General features: G+C 65.0%; 19 protein-coding genes. 8 read left to right on the top strand and 11 right to left on the bottom strand.

Features of this window, described 5'->3' with window-relative positions; genetic code table 11:
- Positions 1-22 precede the first annotated feature (22 nt).
- Positions 23-217 carry a YqaE/Pmp3 family membrane protein gene (locus PQR42_RS01440; RefSeq protein WP_408209404.1) on the top strand — a complete coding sequence of 65 codons (195 nt, stop codon included), beginning with the start codon at positions 23-25 and terminating at the stop codon, positions 215-217.
- A gap of 52 nt (positions 218-269) precedes the next feature.
- Here PQR42_RS01440 and PQR42_RS01445 read toward each other — a convergent pair whose 3' ends face one another.
- Together PQR42_RS01445 and PQR42_RS01450 are read right to left on the bottom strand one after the other, a co-directional pair.
- A complete protein-coding gene (locus tag PQR42_RS01445; RefSeq protein WP_408209401.1) occupies positions 270-581 on the bottom strand; it encodes a 2Fe-2S iron-sulfur cluster-binding protein in 312 nt (103 codons plus the stop codon).
- A gap of 58 nt (positions 582-639) precedes the next feature.
- Complete coding sequence (locus PQR42_RS01450; RefSeq protein ID WP_408384786.1) at positions 640-2,631, bottom strand: sigma-54-dependent Fis family transcriptional regulator; 1,992 nt, start codon at positions 2,629-2,631, stop codon at positions 640-642.
- 402 nt (positions 2,632-3,033) lie between these two features.
- On the opposite strand from PQR42_RS01450, the gene PQR42_RS01455 reads away from it, so the two are divergent.
- Positions 3,034-3,324 carry a DUF1488 family protein gene (locus PQR42_RS01455; RefSeq protein ID WP_012427513.1) on the top strand — a complete coding sequence of 97 codons (291 nt, stop codon included), beginning with the start codon at positions 3,034-3,036 and terminating at the stop codon, positions 3,322-3,324.
- A 152-nt stretch (positions 3,325-3,476) separates the two neighbouring features.
- Here PQR42_RS01455 and PQR42_RS01460 read toward each other — a convergent pair whose 3' ends face one another.
- From PQR42_RS01460 to PQR42_RS01490, 7 genes are all read right to left on the bottom strand, one after another.
- Complete coding sequence (locus PQR42_RS01460; RefSeq protein ID WP_408209395.1) at positions 3,477-4,007, bottom strand: cytochrome b; 531 nt, start codon at positions 4,005-4,007, stop codon at positions 3,477-3,479.
- A 137-nt stretch (positions 4,008-4,144) separates the two neighbouring features.
- A complete protein-coding gene (locus PQR42_RS01465; protein WP_408209392.1) occupies positions 4,145-5,446 on the bottom strand; it encodes an NCS2 family permease in 1,302 nt (433 codons plus the stop codon).
- A 155-nt stretch (positions 5,447-5,601) separates the two neighbouring features.
- On the bottom strand, positions 5,602-6,099 hold the full coding sequence (locus PQR42_RS01470) for a YaiI/YqxD family protein (RefSeq protein WP_408209390.1): 498 nt from the start codon (positions 6,097-6,099) through the stop codon (positions 5,602-5,604).
- Positions 6,100-6,368: 269 nt separating this feature from the next.
- Positions 6,369-6,626 (bottom strand): DUF4148 domain-containing protein, encoded by a 258-nt coding sequence (locus tag PQR42_RS01475; protein WP_408209387.1) that lies wholly within the window; start codon positions 6,624-6,626, stop codon positions 6,369-6,371.
- Between the two features lie 129 nt (positions 6,627-6,755).
- Positions 6,756-7,529, bottom strand: a complete 774-nt coding sequence (locus PQR42_RS01480; protein WP_408131477.1) for a slipin family protein — start codon at positions 7,527-7,529, stop codon at positions 6,756-6,758.
- Entirely contained in the window at positions 7,526-9,088 is a 1,563-nt protein-coding gene (locus tag PQR42_RS01485) for an NfeD family protein (protein WP_408384784.1), read from the bottom strand. Before PQR42_RS01485 ends, PQR42_RS01480 begins: the two co-directional genes overlap by 4 nt.
- Before the next feature lie 84 nt (positions 9,089-9,172).
- Positions 9,173-10,207, bottom strand: coding sequence for an AraC family transcriptional regulator (locus PQR42_RS01490; RefSeq protein WP_408209382.1), 1,035 nt, complete (start codon positions 10,205-10,207; stop codon positions 9,173-9,175).
- Positions 10,208-10,477: 270 nt separating this feature from the next.
- Here PQR42_RS01490 and PQR42_RS01495 point away from each other — a divergent pair, with 270 nt between their 5' ends.
- The 6 genes from PQR42_RS01495 (at position 10,478) to PQR42_RS01520 (ending at position 17,884) form a co-directional block, all read left to right on the top strand.
- Positions 10,478-11,611, top strand: coding sequence for an acyl-CoA dehydrogenase (locus tag PQR42_RS01495; protein WP_408384783.1), 1,134 nt, complete (start codon positions 10,478-10,480; stop codon positions 11,609-11,611).
- A gap of 110 nt (positions 11,612-11,721) precedes the next feature.
- Entirely contained in the window at positions 11,722-13,413 is a 1,692-nt protein-coding gene (locus tag PQR42_RS01500) for an AMP-binding protein (protein ID WP_408384781.1), read from the top strand.
- Positions 13,414-13,472: 59 nt separating this feature from the next.
- Positions 13,473-14,984 (top strand): CoA-acylating methylmalonate-semialdehyde dehydrogenase, encoded by a 1,512-nt coding sequence (locus tag PQR42_RS01505; protein WP_408384779.1) that lies wholly within the window; start codon positions 13,473-13,475, stop codon positions 14,982-14,984.
- A 34-nt stretch (positions 14,985-15,018) separates the two neighbouring features.
- Positions 15,019-15,924, top strand: a complete 906-nt coding sequence (mmsB, locus tag PQR42_RS01510; protein WP_408384777.1) for a 3-hydroxyisobutyrate dehydrogenase — start codon at positions 15,019-15,021, stop codon at positions 15,922-15,924.
- Complete coding sequence (locus PQR42_RS01515) at positions 15,921-16,736, top strand: enoyl-CoA hydratase (RefSeq protein ID WP_408209368.1); 816 nt, start codon at positions 15,921-15,923, stop codon at positions 16,734-16,736. Before mmsB ends, PQR42_RS01515 begins: the two co-directional genes overlap by 4 nt.
- Positions 16,736-17,884, top strand: coding sequence for an enoyl-CoA hydratase/isomerase family protein (locus PQR42_RS01520; RefSeq protein WP_408209366.1), 1,149 nt, complete (start codon positions 16,736-16,738; stop codon positions 17,882-17,884). Before PQR42_RS01515 ends, PQR42_RS01520 begins: the two co-directional genes overlap by 1 nt.
- Before the next feature lie 30 nt (positions 17,885-17,914).
- On the opposite strand, the gene PQR42_RS01525 is transcribed toward PQR42_RS01520, so the two are convergent.
- Together PQR42_RS01525 and PQR42_RS01530 are read right to left on the bottom strand one after the other, a co-directional pair.
- Positions 17,915-19,171, bottom strand: a complete 1,257-nt coding sequence (locus tag PQR42_RS01525; protein ID WP_408384775.1) for an MFS transporter — start codon at positions 19,169-19,171, stop codon at positions 17,915-17,917.
- 106 nt (positions 19,172-19,277) lie between these two features.
- Positions 19,278-20,117 (bottom strand): siderophore-interacting protein, encoded by an 840-nt coding sequence (locus PQR42_RS01530; RefSeq protein ID WP_408384772.1) that lies wholly within the window; start codon positions 20,115-20,117, stop codon positions 19,278-19,280.
- Between the last annotated feature and the right edge of the window lie 89 nt (positions 20,118-20,206).

Below are 20,206 nucleotides of genomic sequence, written 5' to 3' on the forward strand. Positions count from 1 at the left end.
TTATCAATAACGGAAAATCTGCATGCGTCTACTGCTTGCCATCATTCTGCCGTGGTTCCAGTTCTTCACCATCGGCCGTCCGTTCGCGGGCATCATCTGCCTGATCCTGCAGATCACGCTGATCGGCTGGATTCCGGCCGCGATCTGGTCGGTGTACGCGCTGAGCCAGTACAACACCGACAGGAAAATCGCCCGGGCGATGAGTAACGGGCGTTAAGGCTCGAGACGAGCGGCGTGCGTGCGCCCCTGAGCCACGCATGCGCCGCGCTTCATTTGAGCGGCGGCAATTCGACCGCGTCCGGCGCTTCGATCACCACATCGGATTCCGCGATCGCCACGCACGGCAGAATATAGCCTTCCTGTTTTTCTTCCCGGCTGAGCCCAGGCCATTCGATCGTGTAGCGCACGCGTCCCGCAGTCATTTTGCACAGACACGTGCGGCACGTCCCATTACGGCACGAGCGCGGCAAACGCAGATTCGCGAAGCCGGCAGCTTCGAGAATCGTGAGCGAATCGGGCGCTTCGAAGCTGTGGCCGAGCGGCTCGACGCGAACGAGAGGCGGGCGGGTAGAGTCGGACATCGTGTGAGTCTGTGACGGGTTGCGCCACACTTTACACGTTGCCGCGTCGGTTGCCTCTTCAATGAGTCGTGCCGTTGCGTCGCAAATAGCGGTACACCGTATTGCGCGCCAATCCGAGTTCGCGCGCCGCCGCCGACACATTGCCGTCGAGCCGTTCCAGCGTTTGCGCGATCAACGTGGCCTGCCACGCCTCCATCTTGCTGGACGCCGGCTGCCCTTGTGTTTGCGCTGTGGCGCGGAGTTCGTCGTAAGCCTCTGAACCCGCACGCGCCGCCGGCGACCGCACGCATGGCTCAGTCGCGCTGTCGACGCAATCCTGCAAGAAGTCCTCGGGCAAATCGTCGAGTTCGATCTGCTCCGCGCCTTCGGCCATGATGCTCGCGGTGCGCAACACATTGGCCAGTTGCCGCAGATTGCCCGGCCAGCGGCATTGCGCGAATCGTTCGAGCACTTCGGCGGAGACGCGCCGCGGCAAGCGTTCGCCATCGGGTTGCAATTCCAGCATGCGCGTGACGAGCGCGCGAAGATCGGTGCGCTCGCGCAACGCCGGCAAGGTCAGGACGAGTCCATTGATGCGGTAGTAGAGGTCCTCGCGGAACGTGCCGGCTTCGATCATCTCGCGCAGGTTGCGGTGGGTCGCGCAGACGATGCGCAAATCCACCGGAACCGCCCGGGTTCCGCCAAGCGGCACGACGTTGCGCTCCTGCAGCACGCGCATCAGGCGCACTTGCTGGGCGAGCGGCATGTCGCCGATTTCGTCGAGAAACAGCGTGCCGCCGTCGGCCTGCACGATCTTGCCGACGCTGCCGCGTTTCTTGGCGCCGGTGAACGCGCCGTCTTCGTAGCCGAACAACTCCGCCTCGATCAGCGTATCCGGCAACGAGGCGCAATTCAGCGCGACGAAGGGCGCGGCCCGGCGCGGCGAATCGTGATGGATGGCCCGCGCCAGCCACTCCTTGCCGGTGCCGGTCTTGCCGAGCACGAGAATCGGAATATCGCGGCCCCGCAGTTTGGCGACGCGCCGCAGGATCGCGGCGACTTGCGCGTCGCCGGTGTCGAGCGTTTCAAGCGTGGCTAGCGGCGCGGGATCGATGCAGCGCGACGCATGACGCGCGTCGCCGGACAATGGCGCGCGCACTGTGCCGGCCAGGCTTTCCGCCGGTCCGACATAGCGGGGCGGCGTATATTCGCCGCGCGCCACCACGCGCACGCCGCTCGGCAGCGTCAGCAGAATGCTCTCGCCGGGCGCGCGCGCGATCTGCTGCAACAGCCTCGCGAAGGCCACGCCGAACAGCGCATCGAAGGGTTGCCGTTGCAGCTCGGCGAGCGGTTGCCCGAATTGAAACAGCGCGCTGCGATTGGCCGACAGAAACGTGCCGTCCGCCGCGAACGCCGCGAGCCCTTCGAACAGCGTGCCGATGAATTCCGCGCGCGCGTGAAAATGCACGCGAATCGCGTCGACGAATTGATTGGAGAACAGATGATTCTCGATCATCTGCGCCGACATCCTCACGAGCGCGAGCGTGTGCTTGTGAAAGCCGCGCGTGTCGCCGCTCACGTCCAATGCGCCAATGGTGCGTCCGAACGGGTCGGCAATCGGCGCGCACGAGCAGGTGAGGATCCGGTTGGCGTGCAGGAAGTGTTCACCCGCGTGCACGACGGTCGGCTGTCCATCGACGAGCGCGGTGCCGATCGCGTTGGTCCCGCGATCCGCTTCGGCCCACGACACGCCCGGACACAGCGCGACGCGATTGGCCTTTTCGACGAAGTCGCTGTCGCCGAGACTGTGCAGGATCACGCCGTGATTGTCGGTGAGCAGCACCATGCTTTGCGTATCGACGATCTGCGCATGCAGCGTCTCCATGACGGGAAGCGCATGCGTAAAAAGCGATTGATTGCGATCGACGAGCTGACGCAGCGCCGGCCGCGGCAGCGGATGAAAGTCCGGCGTCTCCGACGCGCGCAGGCCGATTTCGAGCGAGCGGGCATGAGCTTGCGCGATGACATCGGGCCGACCCACAGTGGGCGGCGTGGCGGAACGTTGGGTCAAGGCATGTCTCCGGTGAAACGGACACGGCGGGTACGTTGCCCTCCGCTCGATGCCGCAGCGCAACATGCGCGCACACGGCCGAACACCGATATTACAGGACGAATCGCGCAGCGCACGGCAGGGAAAAAACGGAGGCGGCGCGGCGCGGCGTGCCTCAAAAAAACGCGCAGGGCACCAAAATCAGGCAAACGGAAAGGAAAACTTGCGCGGCGCTCGAACTCGTCTAAAGTGAATCAAATCACCTCCGCGGGCCGCGAACTATTCGGCCGCCGCATTCAGGTGACGAGCCCGCGTCGTCAGCATTGGACAAGGAGGTTGGCGCTAGCGACGCGATCAGACGCAACCGGCGTGCGCACTACCAGGCTACACCATGCGCAGCACCTACCTTCCAGGTGAACACCCATGCAGATCCTATTCCCGAATGAAACTCCTGAATATTCAGGTCGCGAACTCACCTTGGCGTTCCCGGCGATGGTCGATGGGCAGAGGGTGGAATGCATGATCACGGCGGAGGCACTGGAAGACCACTACGGCGCCGCATCGCCGCGTCTGGAGGACATGGTCGGCGCATTCGACACGCACCGCGCCAGGATCGAAGCGGCCACGCGACGCCTGATATCGGAAACGAGAGCGCAATGTCTCGTGCTGAGAAGCGGCTATGTGCGCTTCTACGAAGCCAACTGGCGTAATTGACTGAAGGCGTTTCCGACGTCCGGTCGGTCAACGCCGCAAGCAGGAAAGCCGCGCAAGAAGCAGAAGCCCAGGAAACCCACGCGCGGCATCGATCATTCAAACCGTCCGCGGCCAGCCGTGCCGCCGGTTTGCGAATTTGAGCGCGAGCGCGCTCAAATCATCCGCCGCAGCGTCCGATCCTTCAACACCACGTGATGCGCGAGCGCGGCCAGCGCGTGCAAACCGATCACCCAGTAGAACGCGTTGCCGAGCCACTCATGCGCCGTCTTGAGCAATGGCCGCGCGACAGGATCGGCGCCGACCAGCGTGTAATCGATATTGAGCCACGCCAGCGTGACCGGATGTCCGCCGGTGTTGATCATCAGGATGCCGAGCAGCGGCTGGACGAAGATGAAAATGTACAAGGCGAGATGCGCGGCCCGCGCCAGAAAGGCGACCAGCCGGTTGCTATCGACTTCGGCGGGCGCCCCGGCCCACAGTCGCCATAACAGGCGCAAACACGCCAGCCCCAGCACCAGCGTGCCGCACCAGAAATGCACGCTGCTCCAGAACGCGCGGCTGTCGCTGCCCTTGGGCCCGCGAATCTCGATCGCCAGGTAAGCCAGCGCGATCAGCAGAAACATGGCCCAGTGAAAGAAAATGGCGGGCGCCGTATAGCGGTCCGAGGTGCGGCTGTAAGACATGTAGGGGACTCCCGTGTCCAGGTCGATCGTTTTTATAAATCGTCAGATGATAAACGGTGCCCGACCGGAATGGGCACCGTGAATAAAACCGTCGTTGATCCAGACCCGGGTTTGGCCGACGAGCGTCCGCGCCGCGCCTACTCGCTGCCGAGATAGAAATAGCGGAACAGGAAAATCGCCGCGATGATCCACACCACCAGCTTCACCTTGCGCGCCTGGCCGGTCAACAGCTTCAGGCCCGCATACGAGATGAAGCCGAACGCGACGCCATTGGCGATCGAATAGGTGAAGGGCATCAGCAGCGCGGTGAGCGCGGCCGGCACGACTTCGGTGGCGTCGTCCCACGGCAGGTCGAGCATTTCGCGCAGCATCAGGCACGACACATACAGCAGCGCCGGCGCCGTCGCATAGCCGGGCACCACGCCTGCCAGCGGCGCGAAAAACAGCGCCGCGAGAAACAGCACGGCCACGGTGATGGCCGTCACGCCGGTGCGTCCGCCGGCTTGCACGCCCGACGCGCTCTCGATGTACGCGGTGGTCGACGAAGTGCCCAGCATCGAGCCGGCCAGGATCGCCGTGCTGTCGGCGAGCAGCGCGCGGTTCAGCCGGTGCATCTTGCCTTCCACCAGCAGGCCGGCTCGATTGGCCACGCCCATCAGCGTGCCGGTCGCATCGAACAGTTCGACGAGGAAGAACACAAGAATCACGTTCAGCACGCCGCCCGACAGCGCGCCGCGAATGTCGAGTTGAAACAGCGTCGGCGAGATGGACGGCGGCGCCGAGACGATGCCGTGAAACTGATTGCCGCCGAAGAAAAAGCTCAGCACCGTCACGCCGACAATCCCGATCAGGATCGCGCCGCGCACCCGCAGATGATCCAGCGTGACGATCGCGAAGAAACCGATCACCGCGAGAATCACGTGCGGGTTGTGCAGGTCGCCGAGCGTCACGAGCGTGGCGGGACTGCCGACCACCACGCCGGCCGACTTCAGCGAAATGATCGCGAGAAAGAGGCCGATACCGCCGGTGATGGCAATGCGTATCGAATGCGGTATGCCGTTGACGATCACCTCACGCACGCGGAACAGCGTGACGATCAGGAACAGGCAGCCGGAAATGAACACCGCGCCGAGCGCGGCCTGCCAGGTGAAGCCCATGCCTTTGACGACGGTGTACGCGAAGTACGCGTTCAGCCCCATGCCCGGCGCGAGCGCGATCGGATAGTTCGCGTAGAGGCCCATGATCAGCGAGGCGAGGGCGGCCACGATGCAGGTCGCGACGAACACCGCGTCCTTCGGCATGCCGGCGTCGCCGAGAATCGCCGGGTTGACGAAGATGATGTAGGCCATCGTCAGGAAGGTGGTCAGTCCGGCGAGCACTTCGGTGCGCAGGTTGGTGCCGGCGGCTTCAAAGCCGAAGTAGCGTTTTATGGAGTCCATGAGGCGGGTCTCTCGTCGTTCAGAAAGCGTTTGTTGTGATTGGAGCGGTGAAGGCGCCGCGTCGCCGGGGCTGCGGGCGCTGAGGTTACGGGCGGATTGTAGTCAGGATTGGTGGCGGCGTGCCGCATTGTGTGGCTGAGCGGCTGTGTAAAGGCTCATTCGGCGGGCGGTGCGTCGGGAGATTGTGGCGCCGATGCATCAGGCTGCGGCCGTTGGCGCGCCAGCCAGCGGTCCAGTTCGCCCGCGAAGCTTTTGCTGTCGCGTTGGCTGAAGGCCGAAGGGCCGCCGGTATCGACGCCGCTGCTGCGCAACTGGTCGAGCATCGACCGCATGCGCAGCCGTTCTTCGATCGTGCCGGGCGTGTACCAGTTGCCGCGCGGATCGAGCGCCTGGGCGTTTTTGGCCAGCACGGCGGCGGCGAGCGGGATGTCGGCGGTAATCACGAGATCGCCCGCGGCGACACGTTCGGCGATGAGGTCGTCGGCGGCGTCGAAACCGGCCGGCACCTGGATCGCGCGGATCAGCGGCGAGGGCGGCACGCGCAGAAACGAATTGGCGACCAGCGTCAGCGTCGTGCCGGTGCGGCGCGCGGCACGGTACAGCATGTCCTTGATCACGACTGGACAGGCGTCGGCGTCAACCCAGATTGACATGGTTCAGATTCCGGCAGCGGGTTGTCGAAGGGGCGAGATGATACCTTGCCAGCGCGCGGGGCGGCGCGGCAAGCGAATTTACGATGTTGCGGGAAGCGGGAAGCGGGAAGCGGGAAGCGGGAAAGCGGGAAAGCGGGAAAGCGGGAAAGCGGAAAAGCGGAAAAGCGGAAAAGCGGAAAAGCGGAAAAGCGGAAAAGGCATGTGGGGCGCGCCGCGCCCGCGACCGTTGCAGTCGCAGGCAGCCCCGCATGCCACGCGGCAACTGGCGCTTACTGCGTCATCGTCCCACCCGACTGCGCCCGCCGTGCCGCGACGATGCGGCCCGCGCGTTGCGCATTCTCCGGATAGTCGATCCAGTCGAGCGGATCGTAGCCGGCGGCACGCCAGTCGGCCAGATCGGCCTTCACCTGGGCACGCGTTTTCGGTGCCGACGGGTCGTAAGGCCGCGCCGAAGTCTGCGCAAACGCGGTGCTCATGCTCACGGCGGCCAACAGCGCGCCGAGTCCAACTCGAGAAACGATTTTCATGACGAGCTCCTATGGAGCGGTTAAAAACGACCCCGATATTTTAGTTTTGGAATGCATTTCGAGTAAGGCGATTGAAGGCAATGCACCATTTCACCCAGCGAATCAAACTGGGCAGAATGATCCTGCGACTCAGGGCGCCGACGGCTTGCTGAAGCGGTCCAGCACAGCGCCCAGCAGATCGATCGGCAGCGGGAAAACAATCGTCGAATTCTTATCGGCGGCAATCGTCGTGAGCGTTTGCAGGTAACGCAACTGCATCGCCTGGGGCTGGCGCGACAGCGTCTGTGCCGCTTCCAGCAGGTGCTGCGAAGCTTGCAATTCGCCTTCCGCGTGAATCACCTTGGCGCGCCGCTCGCGCTCGGCCTCGGCCTGGCGGGCAATCGCGCGGATCATCGTTTCATTGATATCCACATGCTTGATTTCCACGATCGACACCTTGATGCCCCACGCATCCGTCTGCGCGTCGAGCACCTTCTGGATATCGGCATTCAGTTGCTCGCGATCCGCCAGCAGTTCGTCGAGTTCGTGCTTGCCGAGCACCGCGCGCAAGGTCGTCTGCGATAACTGGCTGGTCGCCTCGAAGTAACGCGCCACCTGGATCACCGCTTTCTCCGGATCGACCACGCGGAAATACACCACCGCGTTGACCTTCACCGAGACGTTGTCGCGCGTGATCACGTCTTGCGGCGGCACGTCGAACACGACGGTGCGCAGATCCATGCGCACGGCCTGCTGCACGATCGGAATGATCAGCACGAGGCCCGGCCCCTTGACCTTCCAGAAGCGCCCGAGCATGAACACGACGCCGCGTTCGTACTCCCGAAAAATCCGTATCGATGAAGCAATCAGCGCGGCCACCAGCAGAATCAGAATGCTGCTGAAGCCGAATGTGAAACCGATCATGAGCTTTCTCCTTGTTGTCGTGCTTCCGCGGGCACCACGGTCAACGTCAGGCCGCGCCGCGCGGTGACGCGCACCGCATGGCCCGCCGCGACCGGGGCCGTGCTGGACACCCGCCAGCGTTCCCCATGCACTTGTGCCCAACCGCCTAACGCGCCGTCCGCCGTGACGTCCGCCGGCGACAGGCCACCGTCGAGCACCACGCCGACACTGCCGATCATTGCTTCCGAACCTGTCACCACCGGCCGGCGCCGCGCGTGCAGCGCGAGTCGCGACACGCCCAGCACGAAAACCACGCTGAACACGGCCACGGCGGCGATCATCGGTAAAGGGATGCCGTAGCCGGGCACGTCGGTATCGATCAGCATCAGCGCGCCGATCACGAACGCGACCACGCCGCCGAAGCCGAGCGAGCCGAAGGTCGGCAGAAACGCCTCGCCGATCAGGAAGGCAATGCCGAGAAAGATCAGGCCAAGGCCGACGTAGTTGATCGGCATCATCTGCATGGCGAACAGGCCGAGCAGCAGGCTGATCGCGCCGACCACGCCGGGCAGCACGAAGCCCGGATTGGCGAATTCGAAGAACAGGCCGTACATGCCGATCATCAGCAAAATCAGCGCGACGTTCGGATCGGTGATTACGGCGAGGAAGTGGCTGCGCCAGTCGGCTTCGAGCGTGACGATCGGGGCGCTGGCGGTGGCGAGCTTGACGTTGCCCGTGCTCGTGACGACCATGCGGCCATCAAGTTGGCGCAACAGATCGGGCACGTCGCGCGCATTCAGGTCGACGACGTGCTGCGCGAGCGCGTCCGCCGCCGACAGGCTCACGGCCTCGCGGACCGCGCGCTCGGCCCAGTCGGCATTGCGCCCGCGCATCTGCGCGAGGCCGCGGATGTAGGCGGCGGCGTCGTGGACCTGCTTGCGCAGCTCTGTCGATTGGGTATCGAGCGGAAGGGCGCTGGCGGAATCAGTGGGCGCGGACGCTGCGGGTTTGGCCGAGTTGTTGCCGCCGCTGCCGCCGCCAATACCGGGCAAGCCCGGCGTTCCGCCGCCCGCAGGCGGCTCGGCGCCGCCGATGCCCATCTGGATCGGTGTCGCCGCGCCGAGATTGGTGCCCGGCGCCATCGCCGCGATGTGGCTGGCATAGACGATATACGTGCCGGCGCTCGCCGCGCGCGCGCCGCTCGGGGCGATGAACGTGGCGACCGGCACCGGCGAGGCGAGAATCGCCTTGATGATCTGCCGCATCGACGTATCGAGGCCGCCCGGCGTATCGAGTTGCAGCACGGCGAGCTGCGCTCGGTCGTCGGCGGCGCGCTGCAGGCTGCGCACGATGAAGTCGGCGCTGGCCGGGCTGATCGCTCCGTTCACCGGAATCACCACGACGCTGTTGGGCGCCACGGCGGCACGAAGCGGAACATTCGATTCGCATGACGCGAACCCAAATGCCAAAAGTACGCCGAGCACGGTCATGCCGCGCATCAACCGGCCCACGACATCGCCACGGATAAGCGACATGCGCGAGCCAGACTGCCGGAACGGGAGACGTGGATACGTGCTCATCGCTGACGGCTGCCGCGCCCTGCCGACATGTATCGGCTGGCGCGGGCCGATACCCCAAAAGAAGGCTGGCCTGCTCCTTACAGCTTAGTCCGATTCCGTCTTGCGCGTGAAATCCGCGCGCGCCGGCCGGTAATCGGTCGGCCGCATGCCGGTCCACTTGCGGAACGCGCGATGAAACGCGCTCGGTTCGGCAAAGCCGACCGAGGTCGCGATGTCGGCGATGGTGCGGTCGGTGTCCTGCAGCTCGCCGATCGCGATGTCGCGCCGCAGGTCGTCCTTGATCGACTGGTACGTATAGCCTTCGTGTTTCAGACGCCGCCGCATGGTGGCCTCGGCGACGTGTAGGCGCTCGGCCATCTGATCGGCGGCGGGCCAGCCCGCCATCGGCATGGCGCGCAGCATCTTGCGCACGCGCGCCGCGAGCGAGCCGGGATTGCGGTACTTGACGATGAAGCTGCCCGGCGCATCGCGCAGGAAGGGCTTGACCGATTTGGTCGTCTGGATCACGGGCAGGTCGAGAAACGCCGGCGCGAGGTCCACGTACGACTCGGCCTGATCGAAGTTCATCTGATCGCAGAACATCAGCCGGTATTCGTGCGCGGCGGGCGGCTCGGCGCAGCGAAAGCGCGCCTCGAGCAACGGAATGCGCCGCCCGACCAGCCAGCACAACAGGCCGTACACGAGGATGAAGTAGGTCGCGTAGGCGAACATGGCCGGCGGCGTGCCGGCATTTTCGACGAAGCGCAGACGCACGCGCTGCGCGTCCGTCTCGATCTGCACGCCGAGATCGTCCAGCACCAGCCGCATGAAACCGACCGCGCGCGCAAGCGCCTGCGCGCCGTTGCGCGCGGTCAGCGCCGTCTGCGTCATGGCGATGAAGCTGCCGCTTTTCATGCGATGCGAATCCTGGCCGAAAAATTCGTCGTCCAGCGCGCGAGCAATTGCGGCCCACAGCGCGCCGTATTGCGCCGACGACACCCGGCTTTTCGGCGACGTCAGCATCGGCGCCGCGATGCCGGCGGCTTCGGCAAGCGGCAACGCATCGAGGCCGCGCGAGCGCGCCAGCGCGAGCGCTTCCTCGACCATGCTGACGGAAATCGTCCCTTTATCGTTCTTCATGCGTGGCCTGTTTTGCGGAGACTCTGGCAAAAGCGCTCAACGTTTTCCTTGGGGTGGTTCGCCAAGTGCCTGAATTCGTGGATATATAGAGCCTCATATCGTACCAGTATGGCAATTGCGCTCAGTCAGAATGATCGGGCTGAGCATCGAACCTGTCCAGCGGCTTGCCTACACTGAGCCTCAACCGATCGCGCACAGCCTGGCGTGGGAGACACCGCCACGAGGCGGCACACGAACCGCGATCAAACGCATAAAACAGGACCGAGCGCCATGGACAGCTTCTATACCGACGAGCAACGGATGATCCGCGACGCCGCTCGCGACTTCGCCACCGAGCGGCTCGCGCCGCACGCCGGCCAATGGGATCGCGACGCGCAACTGCCCGCCGAGGTCGTCAAGCAGATGGGCGAGCTCGGTTTTCTCGGCATGATCGTGCCGGCGGAATGGGGCGGCTCCTACACGGACTACGTAGCCTATGCGCTCGCGCTCGAAGAGATCGCCGCGGGCTGCGCCGCCTGCGCCACGCTGATGAGCGTGCATAACTCGGTTGGCTGCGGGCCGGTCCTCAACTTCGGCACGGAAGCACAGAAAGACCGCTATTTGCAGGACCTCGCGACCGGCCGCCGCATCGGCGCGTTCTGCCTGACCGAGCCGCAGGCCGGCTCGGAGGCGAACAATCTGCGCACCCGCGCCGTGCTGCGCGACGGCAAGTGGATTCTCAACGGCAGCAAGCAGTTCGTGACCAACGGCTCACGCGCCGATCTCGCGATCGTTTTCGCCGTCACCGATCCCGAGCGCGGCAAACGCGGTCTGTCGGCCTTCATCGTGCCGACCGATACGCCGGGTTTCAACGTCGGCAAGCCGGAACACAAGCTCGGCATTCGCGCCTCCGACACCTGTCCGATTTCGCTCGACGACTGCGCCGTGCCGGAAGCGAATCTGCTCGGCGAACCGGGCGAAGGCTTGCGCATCGCGCTGTCGAATCTCGAAGGCGGCCGCATCGGCATTGCCGCGCAGGCGATCGGCATCGCGCGGGCCGCGTTCGATGCCGCGCGTCTCTATGCAAACGAACGCATCCAGTTCGGCAAGGCGTTGAAGGAGCATCAGACCATCGCCAACATGCTTGCCGACATGGCCACGCGCCTGAACGCCGCGCGCCTGCTTGTGCATCACGCGGCGCGGCTGCGCACGGCGGGAAAGCCGTGTTTGTCGGAGGCTTCGCAGGCCAAGCTGTTCGCGTCGGAACTGGCCGAGGAGATCTGCTCGAACGCCATCCAGATTCACGGCGGCTATGGTTATCTCGAGGACTACGCGGTGGAGCGCCACTACCGCGATGCCCGCATCACGCAGATTTACGAAGGGACCAGCGAGGTGCAACGCATGCTGATCGCGCGCCATGTGTAAATGCAAATGAAGCGGCGTTTGAGTGCAAAATAGCTCGGCGGCCGGATTGAAAGCAGTGCAGCAGCGGGACAAAAAAGCGGAAGCTCATACCGCGCCATTAGGAGACGACGATGACTGCAGCGAAAGCCTTTTTCGACGCGCGCGACCTGTTATTGCGCCATCGAACCGACTACGACCGCGCGTACCGCGAATTCGCGTGGCCGGCACTAGGCGAGTTCAACTGGGCGCTCGACTACTTCGACGTAATCGCGCGCAATAACGACAATCCCGCCCTGTGGATCGTCGACGATCCCGCCACCGACGGCCTGCGCCTGTCGTACGCGCAGATGTCGGAACGGTCGGCGCGCATGGCGAATTTCCTGCGCGGCGTGGGCGTGGGCCGCGGCGACCGTCTGCTGCTGATGCTGCCGAACCGCGTCGAACTGTGGGACGTGATGCTCGCGGCCATGAAGCTCGGCGCGATCGTGCTGCCCGCCACCACCCAGCTTTCCGCCGACGATGTGCGCGATCGCGTGCAGATCGGCGGCGCGAATTTCGCGGTGGTCGATAGCGCGGAACTGGCCAAATTCGATGCGCTCGAAGCGCCGCTCACGCGCCTCTCTGTGGGCACGCCGCGCGACGGCTGGATCGATCTGGCGGCGGCCTATGACGCATCGCCGCAATTCACGCCCGAGGGCGTCACGCTGGCCACCGACCCGATGCTGCTGTATTTCACGTCGGGCACGACCTCGAAGCCCAAGCTCGTCGAACACACGCATCAAAGCTATCCGGTCGGCCATCTGTCGACGATGTACTGGATCGGTCTGCAACCGAACGACATCCATTGGAATATCAGCTCGCCTGGCTGGGCCAAGCACGCGTGGAGCTGCTTCTTCGCGCCGTGGAACGCACAGGCCTGCGTGTTCGTTTTCAACTTCCCGCGCTTCGTGCCGAAAGACACGCTGAACGCGCTGGTGCGTTTCAACATCACCACGCTGTGCGCGCCGCCGACCGTCTGGCGCATGCTGGTGCAGGAGCATCTGACCGACTATCCGGTCAAGCTGCGCGAAATCGTCGGCGCCGGCGAGCCGTTGAATCCTGAGGTTATCGAGCGCGTGAAGCACGCGTGGGGCATCACGATTCGTGACGGTTTCGGCCAGACCGAGACCACCTGCCAGATCGGCAACTCGCCGGGCCAGCCGGTCGTGGCCGGTTCGATGGGGCGTCCGCTGCCGGGTTACACCATCGAGCTCATCGATGCCGACGACCAGCCCGTCACCGAAGGCGAAATCGCGCTGCCGCTGGCCGAACGGCCGCTCGGTTTGATGACCGGTTACGCGAACAACGACAACGCCACCGCGCAAGCCATGCGCAACGGTTTCTACCGCACGTCCGACGTGGCGCTGCGCCGTGACGACGGCTACTACGTCTATGTCGGCCGCGCCGACGACGTCTTCAAATCGTCCGATTACCGCCTGAGTCCGTTCGAGCTCGAAAGCGTGCTGATCGAACACGAGGCGATCGGCGAGGCCGCCGTGGTGCCGAGCGCCGATGCGCTGCGTTTGTCGGTGCCCAAGGCGTTCGTCACCGTGCGCCAGGGTTACGAAGCCGGTCCCGAACTCGCGCGCGCCGTGTTCGCGTTCTCGCGCGAAAAGCTCGCGCCGTACAAGCGGATTCGCCGCCTGCAATTCAGCGAGTTGCCCAAGACCATCTCGGGCAAGATTCGCCGCGTCGAATTGCGGCGCCGCGAAATGGAACGCGAGGCCGAGCCCGCCCGTCTGCCCGATGAGTATTGGGAAGAAGATTTCCCGGATCTGCGTTGATTCTTTTTATTTCCAGTCACTGTCCGGCCGCCGCGCGGCCACTGCAGAGGAGTTTGAGCATGAGCGCAATTGCTGCCGTTGCCACCGTCAAGTTGCTGATCAACGGCGAGTTCGTCGAATCGAAGACCACCGAATGGCGCGACATCGTCAATCCGGCCACGCAAGAGGTGCTGGCGCGCGTGCCGTTCGCCACCGCCGATGAAGTGAACGAAGCGATCCGTTCCGCCCACACCGCGTTCAAGACGTGGAAGGACACGCCGATCGGCGCACGCATGCGCATCATGCTGAAGTACCAGGCGCTGATACGCGAGCATATGCCGCGTATCGCGAAGACCTTGAGCGCGGAGCAGGGCAAGACGATTCCCGACGCCGAAGGCGATATCTTCCGCGGTCTCGAAGTGGTCGAACATGCGTGCTCGATCGGTACCTTGCAGCAGGGTGAATTCGCGGAGAACGTGGCGGGCGGCGTCGACACGTACACGCTGCGGCAACCGATCGGCGTGTGCGCCGGCATCACGCCTTTCAACTTCCCGGCGATGATCCCGCTGTGGATGTTCCCGATGGCGATCGTGTGCGGCAATACGTTTGTGCTGAAGCCTTCCGAGCAGGACCCGCTTTCGACCATGCAACTGGTCGAACTCGCGCTCGAAGCCGGCGTGCCGAAGGGTGTACTGAACGTGGTGCACGGCGGCAAGGAGGTGGTCGACGCGCTTTGCACGCACGAGCTGGTCAAGGCGATTTCGTTCGTCGGCTCGACGGCGGTCGGCACGCACGTGTACCGCCTCGGCAGCGAACACGGCAAGCGCGTGCAATCGATGATGGGCGCGAAAAACCACGCCGTCGTGCTGCCCGATGCGAACCGCGAGCAAACGCTGAACGCGCTGGCCGGCGCGGGATTCGGCGCGGCGGGACAGCGCTGCATGGCGACCTCGGTGGTCGTGCTGGTGGGCGCGGCGCAGCAATGGTTGCCGGACCTGGTGGCGAAGGCCAAGACGCTGAAAGTCAACGCGGGCAACGAACCGAATACGGACATTGGCCCGGTGGTCTCGCGCGCGGCGAAGCAGCGCATTCTCGGCCTGATCGAAACCGGCGTGAAAGAAGGCGCGACGCTCGCGCTCGACGGTCGCGGCGTAAAAGTGCCGGGCTACGAGCAAGGCAATTTCATCGGCCCGACGGTCTTTAGCGACGTCACCACTGAAATGGAAATCTACCGCCAGGAAATTTTCGGCCCGGTGCTGGTGGTGCTGAACGCGGCCACGCTCGATGACGCAATCGCGCTGGTCAACCGCAATCCGTTCGGCAACGGCGTCGGCCTATTCACGCAGAGCGGCGCGGCGGCACGCAAATTCCAGAGCGAGATTGATATCGGCCAGGTCGGCATCAACATTCCGATTCCGGTGCCGGTGCCGTCCTTCAGTTTCACCGGTTCGCGCGGTTCGAAGCTCGGCGATCTCGGCCCCTATGGCAAACAGGTCGTGCAGTTTTACACGCAGACCAAGACCGTCACCGCCCGCTGGTTCGACGACGACACCGTGAACGACGGCGTTAACACGACCATCAGCTTGCGCTGAGTCCACGCGGCTTCTGGAGACTGGAGACGACATCATGAAAATAGGCTTTATTGGCCTCGGCAACATGGGCGCGCCGATGGCGCACAACCTGCTCAAAGCGGGCCACGCGGTCAACGTGTTCGATCTCAACGCGCAAGCCGTGCAGTCGCTCGTCGATGCGGGCGCGAAAGCGGCCGGTTCGCCGAAAGCGGCGGTGACCGACGTGGAATGCGTGATCACCATGCTGCCCGCCGCGGCCCATGTGCGCAGCGTGCTGACCGCGGACGACGGCATCTTCGCCGGCATCGCGAAGGGCGTGACCATCATCGATTCGAGCACGATCGATCCCGCGAGCGTCAAGGCGTTCGCCGAACTCGCGCAGCAACACGGCAATACGTTCGTCGATGCGCCCGTGTCCGGCGGCACCGGCGGCGCGGCGGCCGGCACGCTGACCTTCATGGTCGGCGGCAGCGCGAACGCGTATGAGCAGGTCAAGCCGGTGCTTTCGGCGATGGGCAAGAACATCGTCCATTGCGGCGATACCGGCACGGGTCAGGTCGCGAAGATCTGTAACAACCTCGTGCTCGGCATCACGATGGCGGGCGTGGCCGAAGCCATGTCGCTCGGCGAGGCGCTCGGCATCGACGCGAAAGTGCTGGGCGGCATCATCAATACGTCGACGGGGCGTTGCTGGAGTTCGGACACCTACAATCCGATGCCCGGCGTGATCGAGACGGCGCCGTCCACGCGCGGTTACACCGGCGGGTTCGGCACGGATCTCATGCTCAAGGATCTGGGCCTCGCCACCGACGCCGCTAAATTCGCGCGTCAACCGGTCTATCTCGGCGCGCTCGCGCAACAGCTTTACCAGACGATGAGCACGAAAGGTGCGGGACGTCTCGACTTTTCCGCGGTCATCAAGCTCTATCGCCAGGACGGCAAAGAGGGAGGCGCGGCATGATCGAACTCGACTACGCGCACGACGGCGCCGTCGCGCAACTCACGCTCAAGCGGCCGCCCGCCAACGCGTTCACGCCGGAGGGCTTGCTGCAATTGCAGCAGACCGTCGAGCGTTTGAACGGCGAGGCGCGCGTGCGAGCAATCGTGATTACCGGCGACGGCCCCAAGTTCTTCAGCGCGGGCGCCGACCTGAACACCTTCGCCGACGGTAACCGCGAAGTCGCGCGCACGGCGGCGGCGCGCTTCGGCGCGGCGTTCGAAACCTTGCAGAACGCGCGGCCGGTGGTGATCGCGGCGATCAACGGCTATGCGATGGGCGGCGGGCTCGAATGCGCGCTGGCTTGCGATATTCGTATCGCGGAACAGCATGCGTTGCTGGCGTTGCCCGAGACGGCGGTCGGCTTGCTGCCCTGCGGTTGCGGCACGCAGACGCTGCCGTGGCTGGTCGGCGAAGGCTGGGCCAAGCGGATGATTCTCACCGGCGAGCGCGTCGACGCGGCGACGGCGTTGCGCATCGGTCTGGTCGAAGAAGTGGTGGAGAAGGGCGCGGCGCGCGAGGCCGCGCTGACCATGGCGGCGCGTGTCGCTACGTTGAGCCCGCAGGCGGTCGGCTTCAGCAAGACGCTGATTCATCAGGGACGCAACGGCGTGCCGCGCGCGGCGGCTCTGGCGCTGGAACGCGAGCGCTTTGTCGATCTGTTCGACGGCGCCGATCAGCGCGAAGGCGTCAACGCGTTCCTCGAAAAGCGCGCGCCGCGCTGGCAGGTGACGCAGGAGGCGCACGCGGACTCCTCGCAGCAGGAGACGCATTGATGAGCGCATTGCAAAGCGTCATACCCGACACGAGCCTCGAAGCGGAACGCGAGATCCTGTTTCGCGTGGTGAATCGCGTGGCGATCATCACGCTGAACCGGCCGGCCGCGCTCAATGCGCTTTCGCACGCGATGGTCCGCGAGCTTGCCGTGCTGGTCGAACATTGCCGCACCGACGACGGCATCGTCGCGCTCGTGCTGAAAGGCGCGGGCACGAAGGGCTTCTGCGCCGGCGGCGATGTGCGAGAAGTGCAGCGGCTCGCGAAGAACGGCGACAGCCGCTGGCTCGCGTTCTTCGTCGACGAATACCGGCTCGACTATGCGCTGCACACGTTTCCGAAGCCGGTGGTCGCGCTGCTCGACGGCATCGCGATGGGCGGCGGCATGGGACTCGGCCAGGCGGCGCGGCTGCGCATCGTGACCGAGCGCAGCAAGATCGCCATGCCGGAGACGCGCATCGGCTTTCTGCCCGACGTCGGCGCGACGCGCTTTCTGAGCGTGATGCCGGCGGAGATGGAACTGTATATCGGGCTGACCGGCGCGACCTTGTCCGGCGCCGACGCGTTGCGCCTGCAACTGGCGGATCTGTGCGTGCCGGCCGAATGGCTCGCCAGTTTCGAAGAGCGTTTGCAGCGCATGCCGCTCGAAGGCGATCTGATGGCCGCCTTGCGCGGCGTGTTCGAGCCGCCGTGCAACATCATTCCGCACGCGCCGCTGGCGGCGTTTACGCAACTGATCTTGCGGCATTTCGACCGGCGTTCGAGCGTGGAGCGGATGGTCGCGACGGTGCGGCACGACCTGGAGCGCGAGCCGCCGCGCGAGGTGAAGCAGTGGTTGCAGTCCACCTACGACGCGCTGGCCGGTCATTCACCCACCATGCTTTACGTCACGCGTGAGGCGCTTTTGCGCGGCCGGCAGATGACCTTGGCGGAGTGCTTCCGCATGGAGCTGGGTATCGTCAAACGCGTGATCGAGGAGGGCGATTTCTGCGAAGGCGTGCGAGCCCAGTTGATCGATAAGGATCGCAAAGCCCGCTGGGCGCCTGCCACGCTCGCCGAGGTGCGGCCGGAGCGCGTCAGGCATTTCCTCGCTTCGCCGTGGAAGAGCGAGGCGCATCCGTTGGCCACGTTGGGCGCGCAGCAGGGGTGAAGTGGGGCGGGCGCCGAGCGAGACACGCAATCAACTTTCGCCGACCGCTTCGCCATGCAACATCGCCGGCGCGGGCGCATCGCCTTGCGCGCCGCGCACGCGGGAAACCCAGAACACGCCGGCCAGCGCCACCGCAACCGAGGCCCAGCCGACCGTCCCGTAACCCATGATTTGCCCGCTCGGCGAGCTGCTGAGCATCAAGCCGCCGATCCACGCGCCGCATCCCGTGCCCAACGCCTGGAGCGCACTATTCGCGCTAAGAAAAGCGCCACGCCGGGCAGGCTCGGGCACCGTGGTCAGCAGTGCCTGCATCGGCACCATGCGCCCGGACATCAGCACCATGAAAACCGGGAAGAACATCACCAGCGCGTAGAACGGCAGATTCGGCAGATGCGTGACGAACAGCACCGGCACAAACGCGAGCACCGCCGCGATCCGGAACACGCGCCGCGTGCCGTACTTGTCAGCGAGCTTGCCCACGCGGCGCGAAGTAAAGAACGTCGCCGCGCCGCCGGCCATATAGAGCCATGACAATTGTTCGGGCGCCACGCCGTGATTGGCGACCAGCACCGGCGAAATGAACGGAATCACCAGCATGTGCGCGACCATCATCATGAAGGTCAGCGCGAACGCATTCAGATGCCGCGGGTTGCTCAGGAGCCGCCACAAATCCGGCAGCACTTCCGCGAGCGGCGGCTGACGGCGGCTCAAATGCTCCGCCAGCGACGGCACCAGTTGCCGTCCCGCCGTCCACACGAGCAGTGACAACGCCACCAGCAGGAAGAACGGCGCGGCCCAGCCGAAGTGCGCGCCGAGCATCACGCCGGCCGGCACGCCCGCGATCGCCGCGAGGGAAAAGGCGGTCATGATCGTGCCGGTGGCGGCGCCACGGCGTTGAACCGGGATCACATCGCCGACGATCGCCATGATCACCGAGCCCAGCACGCCGCCCGTGATCCCCGCGAACGCGCGTGCGGCGAGCAGCAAGAGAAAGCTGCTCGCCAGCGCGCACGCCAGGTTCGACAGCGCGAACAGCGCATACATGGTCAGCATCAGACGGCGCCGGTCGAAGCGGTCGATATAGGTCGCCGCGAACAGTCCCGACAGTCCCGAGCACCACGAATACGCCGACACGGCCGTCGCGAATGCGGCCGGCGTGATGGCGAACGCGTGCATGATCTGCGGGCCGAGCGGCATCATCACCATGAAGTCCATGATGATGGTGAACTGCGTCAGCGCGAGCAGCCACAGCAGGCGGCGTTCGTGCTTTGCGCTTATTGAGTACATCGGTCGATTCCTTGTTGTTGTTTTTGGAAGCACGCCGCTTGCGCGACTCGCGCCGCCGCAAGTTCGCGTACGCCGAGGCGCAGGCGATCCGCCAGCGGCGGCCCGCTCAATCGTCGAGCGTTTCGTGCACCGCTTCGGCGCCCTGTTTCCAGTAGCTGGCCGCGCGAATGCGTGATTTGTCGACGCCGCGTTCCGTGCACAGGTGATAGCGCACCGCGCGCATTGTCGCGGATTCGCCGGCTGCCCATACGTAGCCTTCGCCGTCCGCGGGCAGGTAGGTGTCGCGCACAGCCTGCAGCAAGGCTTCGCCGCGCACACCCGCTTCGCTGCGATAGCGCCAGACGAGATGCAACTCGGCCTGCGTCGTGAATTCGAGCTGTGCCGACGGATCGGCCACTTCGATCACCGCCGCGACGCGCGTGCCGGCCGGCAGCTCTTCGAGACGCCGGGCGATGGCGGGCAACGCGGTATCGTCGCCGATCAGCAGATGCCAGTCGAAGCCCTTGGGTATCACGAGCGAACCGCGCGGACCGCCGACACCGAGATACTGGCCCACTTTGGCTTGCGCCGCCCAGGTCGCCGCGGGGCCCGCTTCGTGCATCGCAAACTCGATGTCGAGTTCGCGCGCCTCGCGATCGAAGCGGCGCGGCGTGAAATCGCGTGCGATCGGGCGCGGCTGGCCGGCGGGAAACACCGGACCGTCGGGGCCCGCTTCGGGCAGCACCGGTTTGTCCGCGCCGGGTTCGGGGAAGAACACCTTGATGTGGTCGTCGAACGAAGCGGAGACGAAGTCGTGCAGATCTTCGCCCGTGAATGTGACGCGGATGAGATGCGGAGTCAGCGCCCGCACCTGCTTGACTTGCAGCAGACGGAACTTCAGCGGATGGCGCACGCGGCGGACTGCGAGATCGGTTTGATGGTCGGCTTGGTAGTCTTTTGTCGGCATAAGAGTGGTATTCCTTTGGGTTCGATGGGCGCGCGCTCACGCGCGGGCGGCGCTCCCGGCGCGCAAGCGCACGCGAGGCACGGGCGGCA

This window comes from Paraburkholderia sediminicola, assembly GCF_046027355.1.
Lineage (GTDB): Bacteria > Pseudomonadota > Gammaproteobacteria > Burkholderiales > Burkholderiaceae > Paraburkholderia > Paraburkholderia sediminicola_B.

Coding starts and splice junctions, on each gene's coding strand:
- PQR42_RS01440 (WP_408209404.1), top strand. CDS start 23: ATGCGTCTACTGCTTGCCATCATTCTGCCGTGGTTCCAGTTCTTCACC.
- PQR42_RS01445 (WP_408209401.1), bottom strand. CDS start 581: ATGTCCGACTCTACCCGCCCGCCTCTCGTTCGCGTCGAGCCGCTCGGC.
- PQR42_RS01455 (WP_012427513.1), top strand. CDS start 3,034: ATGCAGATCCTATTCCCGAATGAAACTCCTGAATATTCAGGTCGCGAA.
- PQR42_RS01460 (WP_408209395.1), bottom strand. CDS start 4,007: ATGTCTTACAGCCGCACCTCGGACCGCTATACGGCGCCCGCCATTTTC.
- PQR42_RS01465 (WP_408209392.1), bottom strand. CDS start 5,446: ATGGACTCCATAAAACGCTACTTCGGCTTTGAAGCCGCCGGCACCAAC.
- PQR42_RS01470 (WP_408209390.1), bottom strand. CDS start 6,099: ATGTCAATCTGGGTTGACGCCGACGCCTGTCCAGTCGTGATCAAGGAC.
- PQR42_RS01475 (WP_408209387.1), bottom strand. CDS start 6,626: ATGAAAATCGTTTCTCGAGTTGGACTCGGCGCGCTGTTGGCCGCCGTG.
- PQR42_RS01480 (WP_408131477.1), bottom strand. CDS start 7,529: ATGATCGGTTTCACATTCGGCTTCAGCAGCATTCTGATTCTGCTGGTG.
- PQR42_RS01485 (WP_408384784.1), bottom strand. CDS start 9,088: ATGAGCACGTATCCACGTCTCCCGTTCCGGCAGTCTGGCTCGCGCATG.
- PQR42_RS01490 (WP_408209382.1), bottom strand. CDS start 10,207: ATGAAGAACGATAAAGGGACGATTTCCGTCAGCATGGTCGAGGAAGCG.
- PQR42_RS01495 (WP_408384783.1), top strand. CDS start 10,478: ATGGACAGCTTCTATACCGACGAGCAACGGATGATCCGCGACGCCGCT.
- PQR42_RS01500 (WP_408384781.1), top strand. CDS start 11,722: ATGACTGCAGCGAAAGCCTTTTTCGACGCGCGCGACCTGTTATTGCGC.
- PQR42_RS01505 (WP_408384779.1), top strand. CDS start 13,473: ATGAGCGCAATTGCTGCCGTTGCCACCGTCAAGTTGCTGATCAACGGC.
- mmsB (WP_408384777.1), top strand. CDS start 15,019: ATGAAAATAGGCTTTATTGGCCTCGGCAACATGGGCGCGCCGATGGCG.
- PQR42_RS01515 (WP_408209368.1), top strand. CDS start 15,921: ATGATCGAACTCGACTACGCGCACGACGGCGCCGTCGCGCAACTCACG.
- PQR42_RS01520 (WP_408209366.1), top strand. CDS start 16,736: ATGAGCGCATTGCAAAGCGTCATACCCGACACGAGCCTCGAAGCGGAA.
- PQR42_RS01525 (WP_408384775.1), bottom strand. CDS start 19,171: ATGTACTCAATAAGCGCAAAGCACGAACGCCGCCTGCTGTGGCTGCTC.
- PQR42_RS01530 (WP_408384772.1), bottom strand. CDS start 20,117: ATGCCGACAAAAGACTACCAAGCCGACCATCAAACCGATCTCGCAGTC.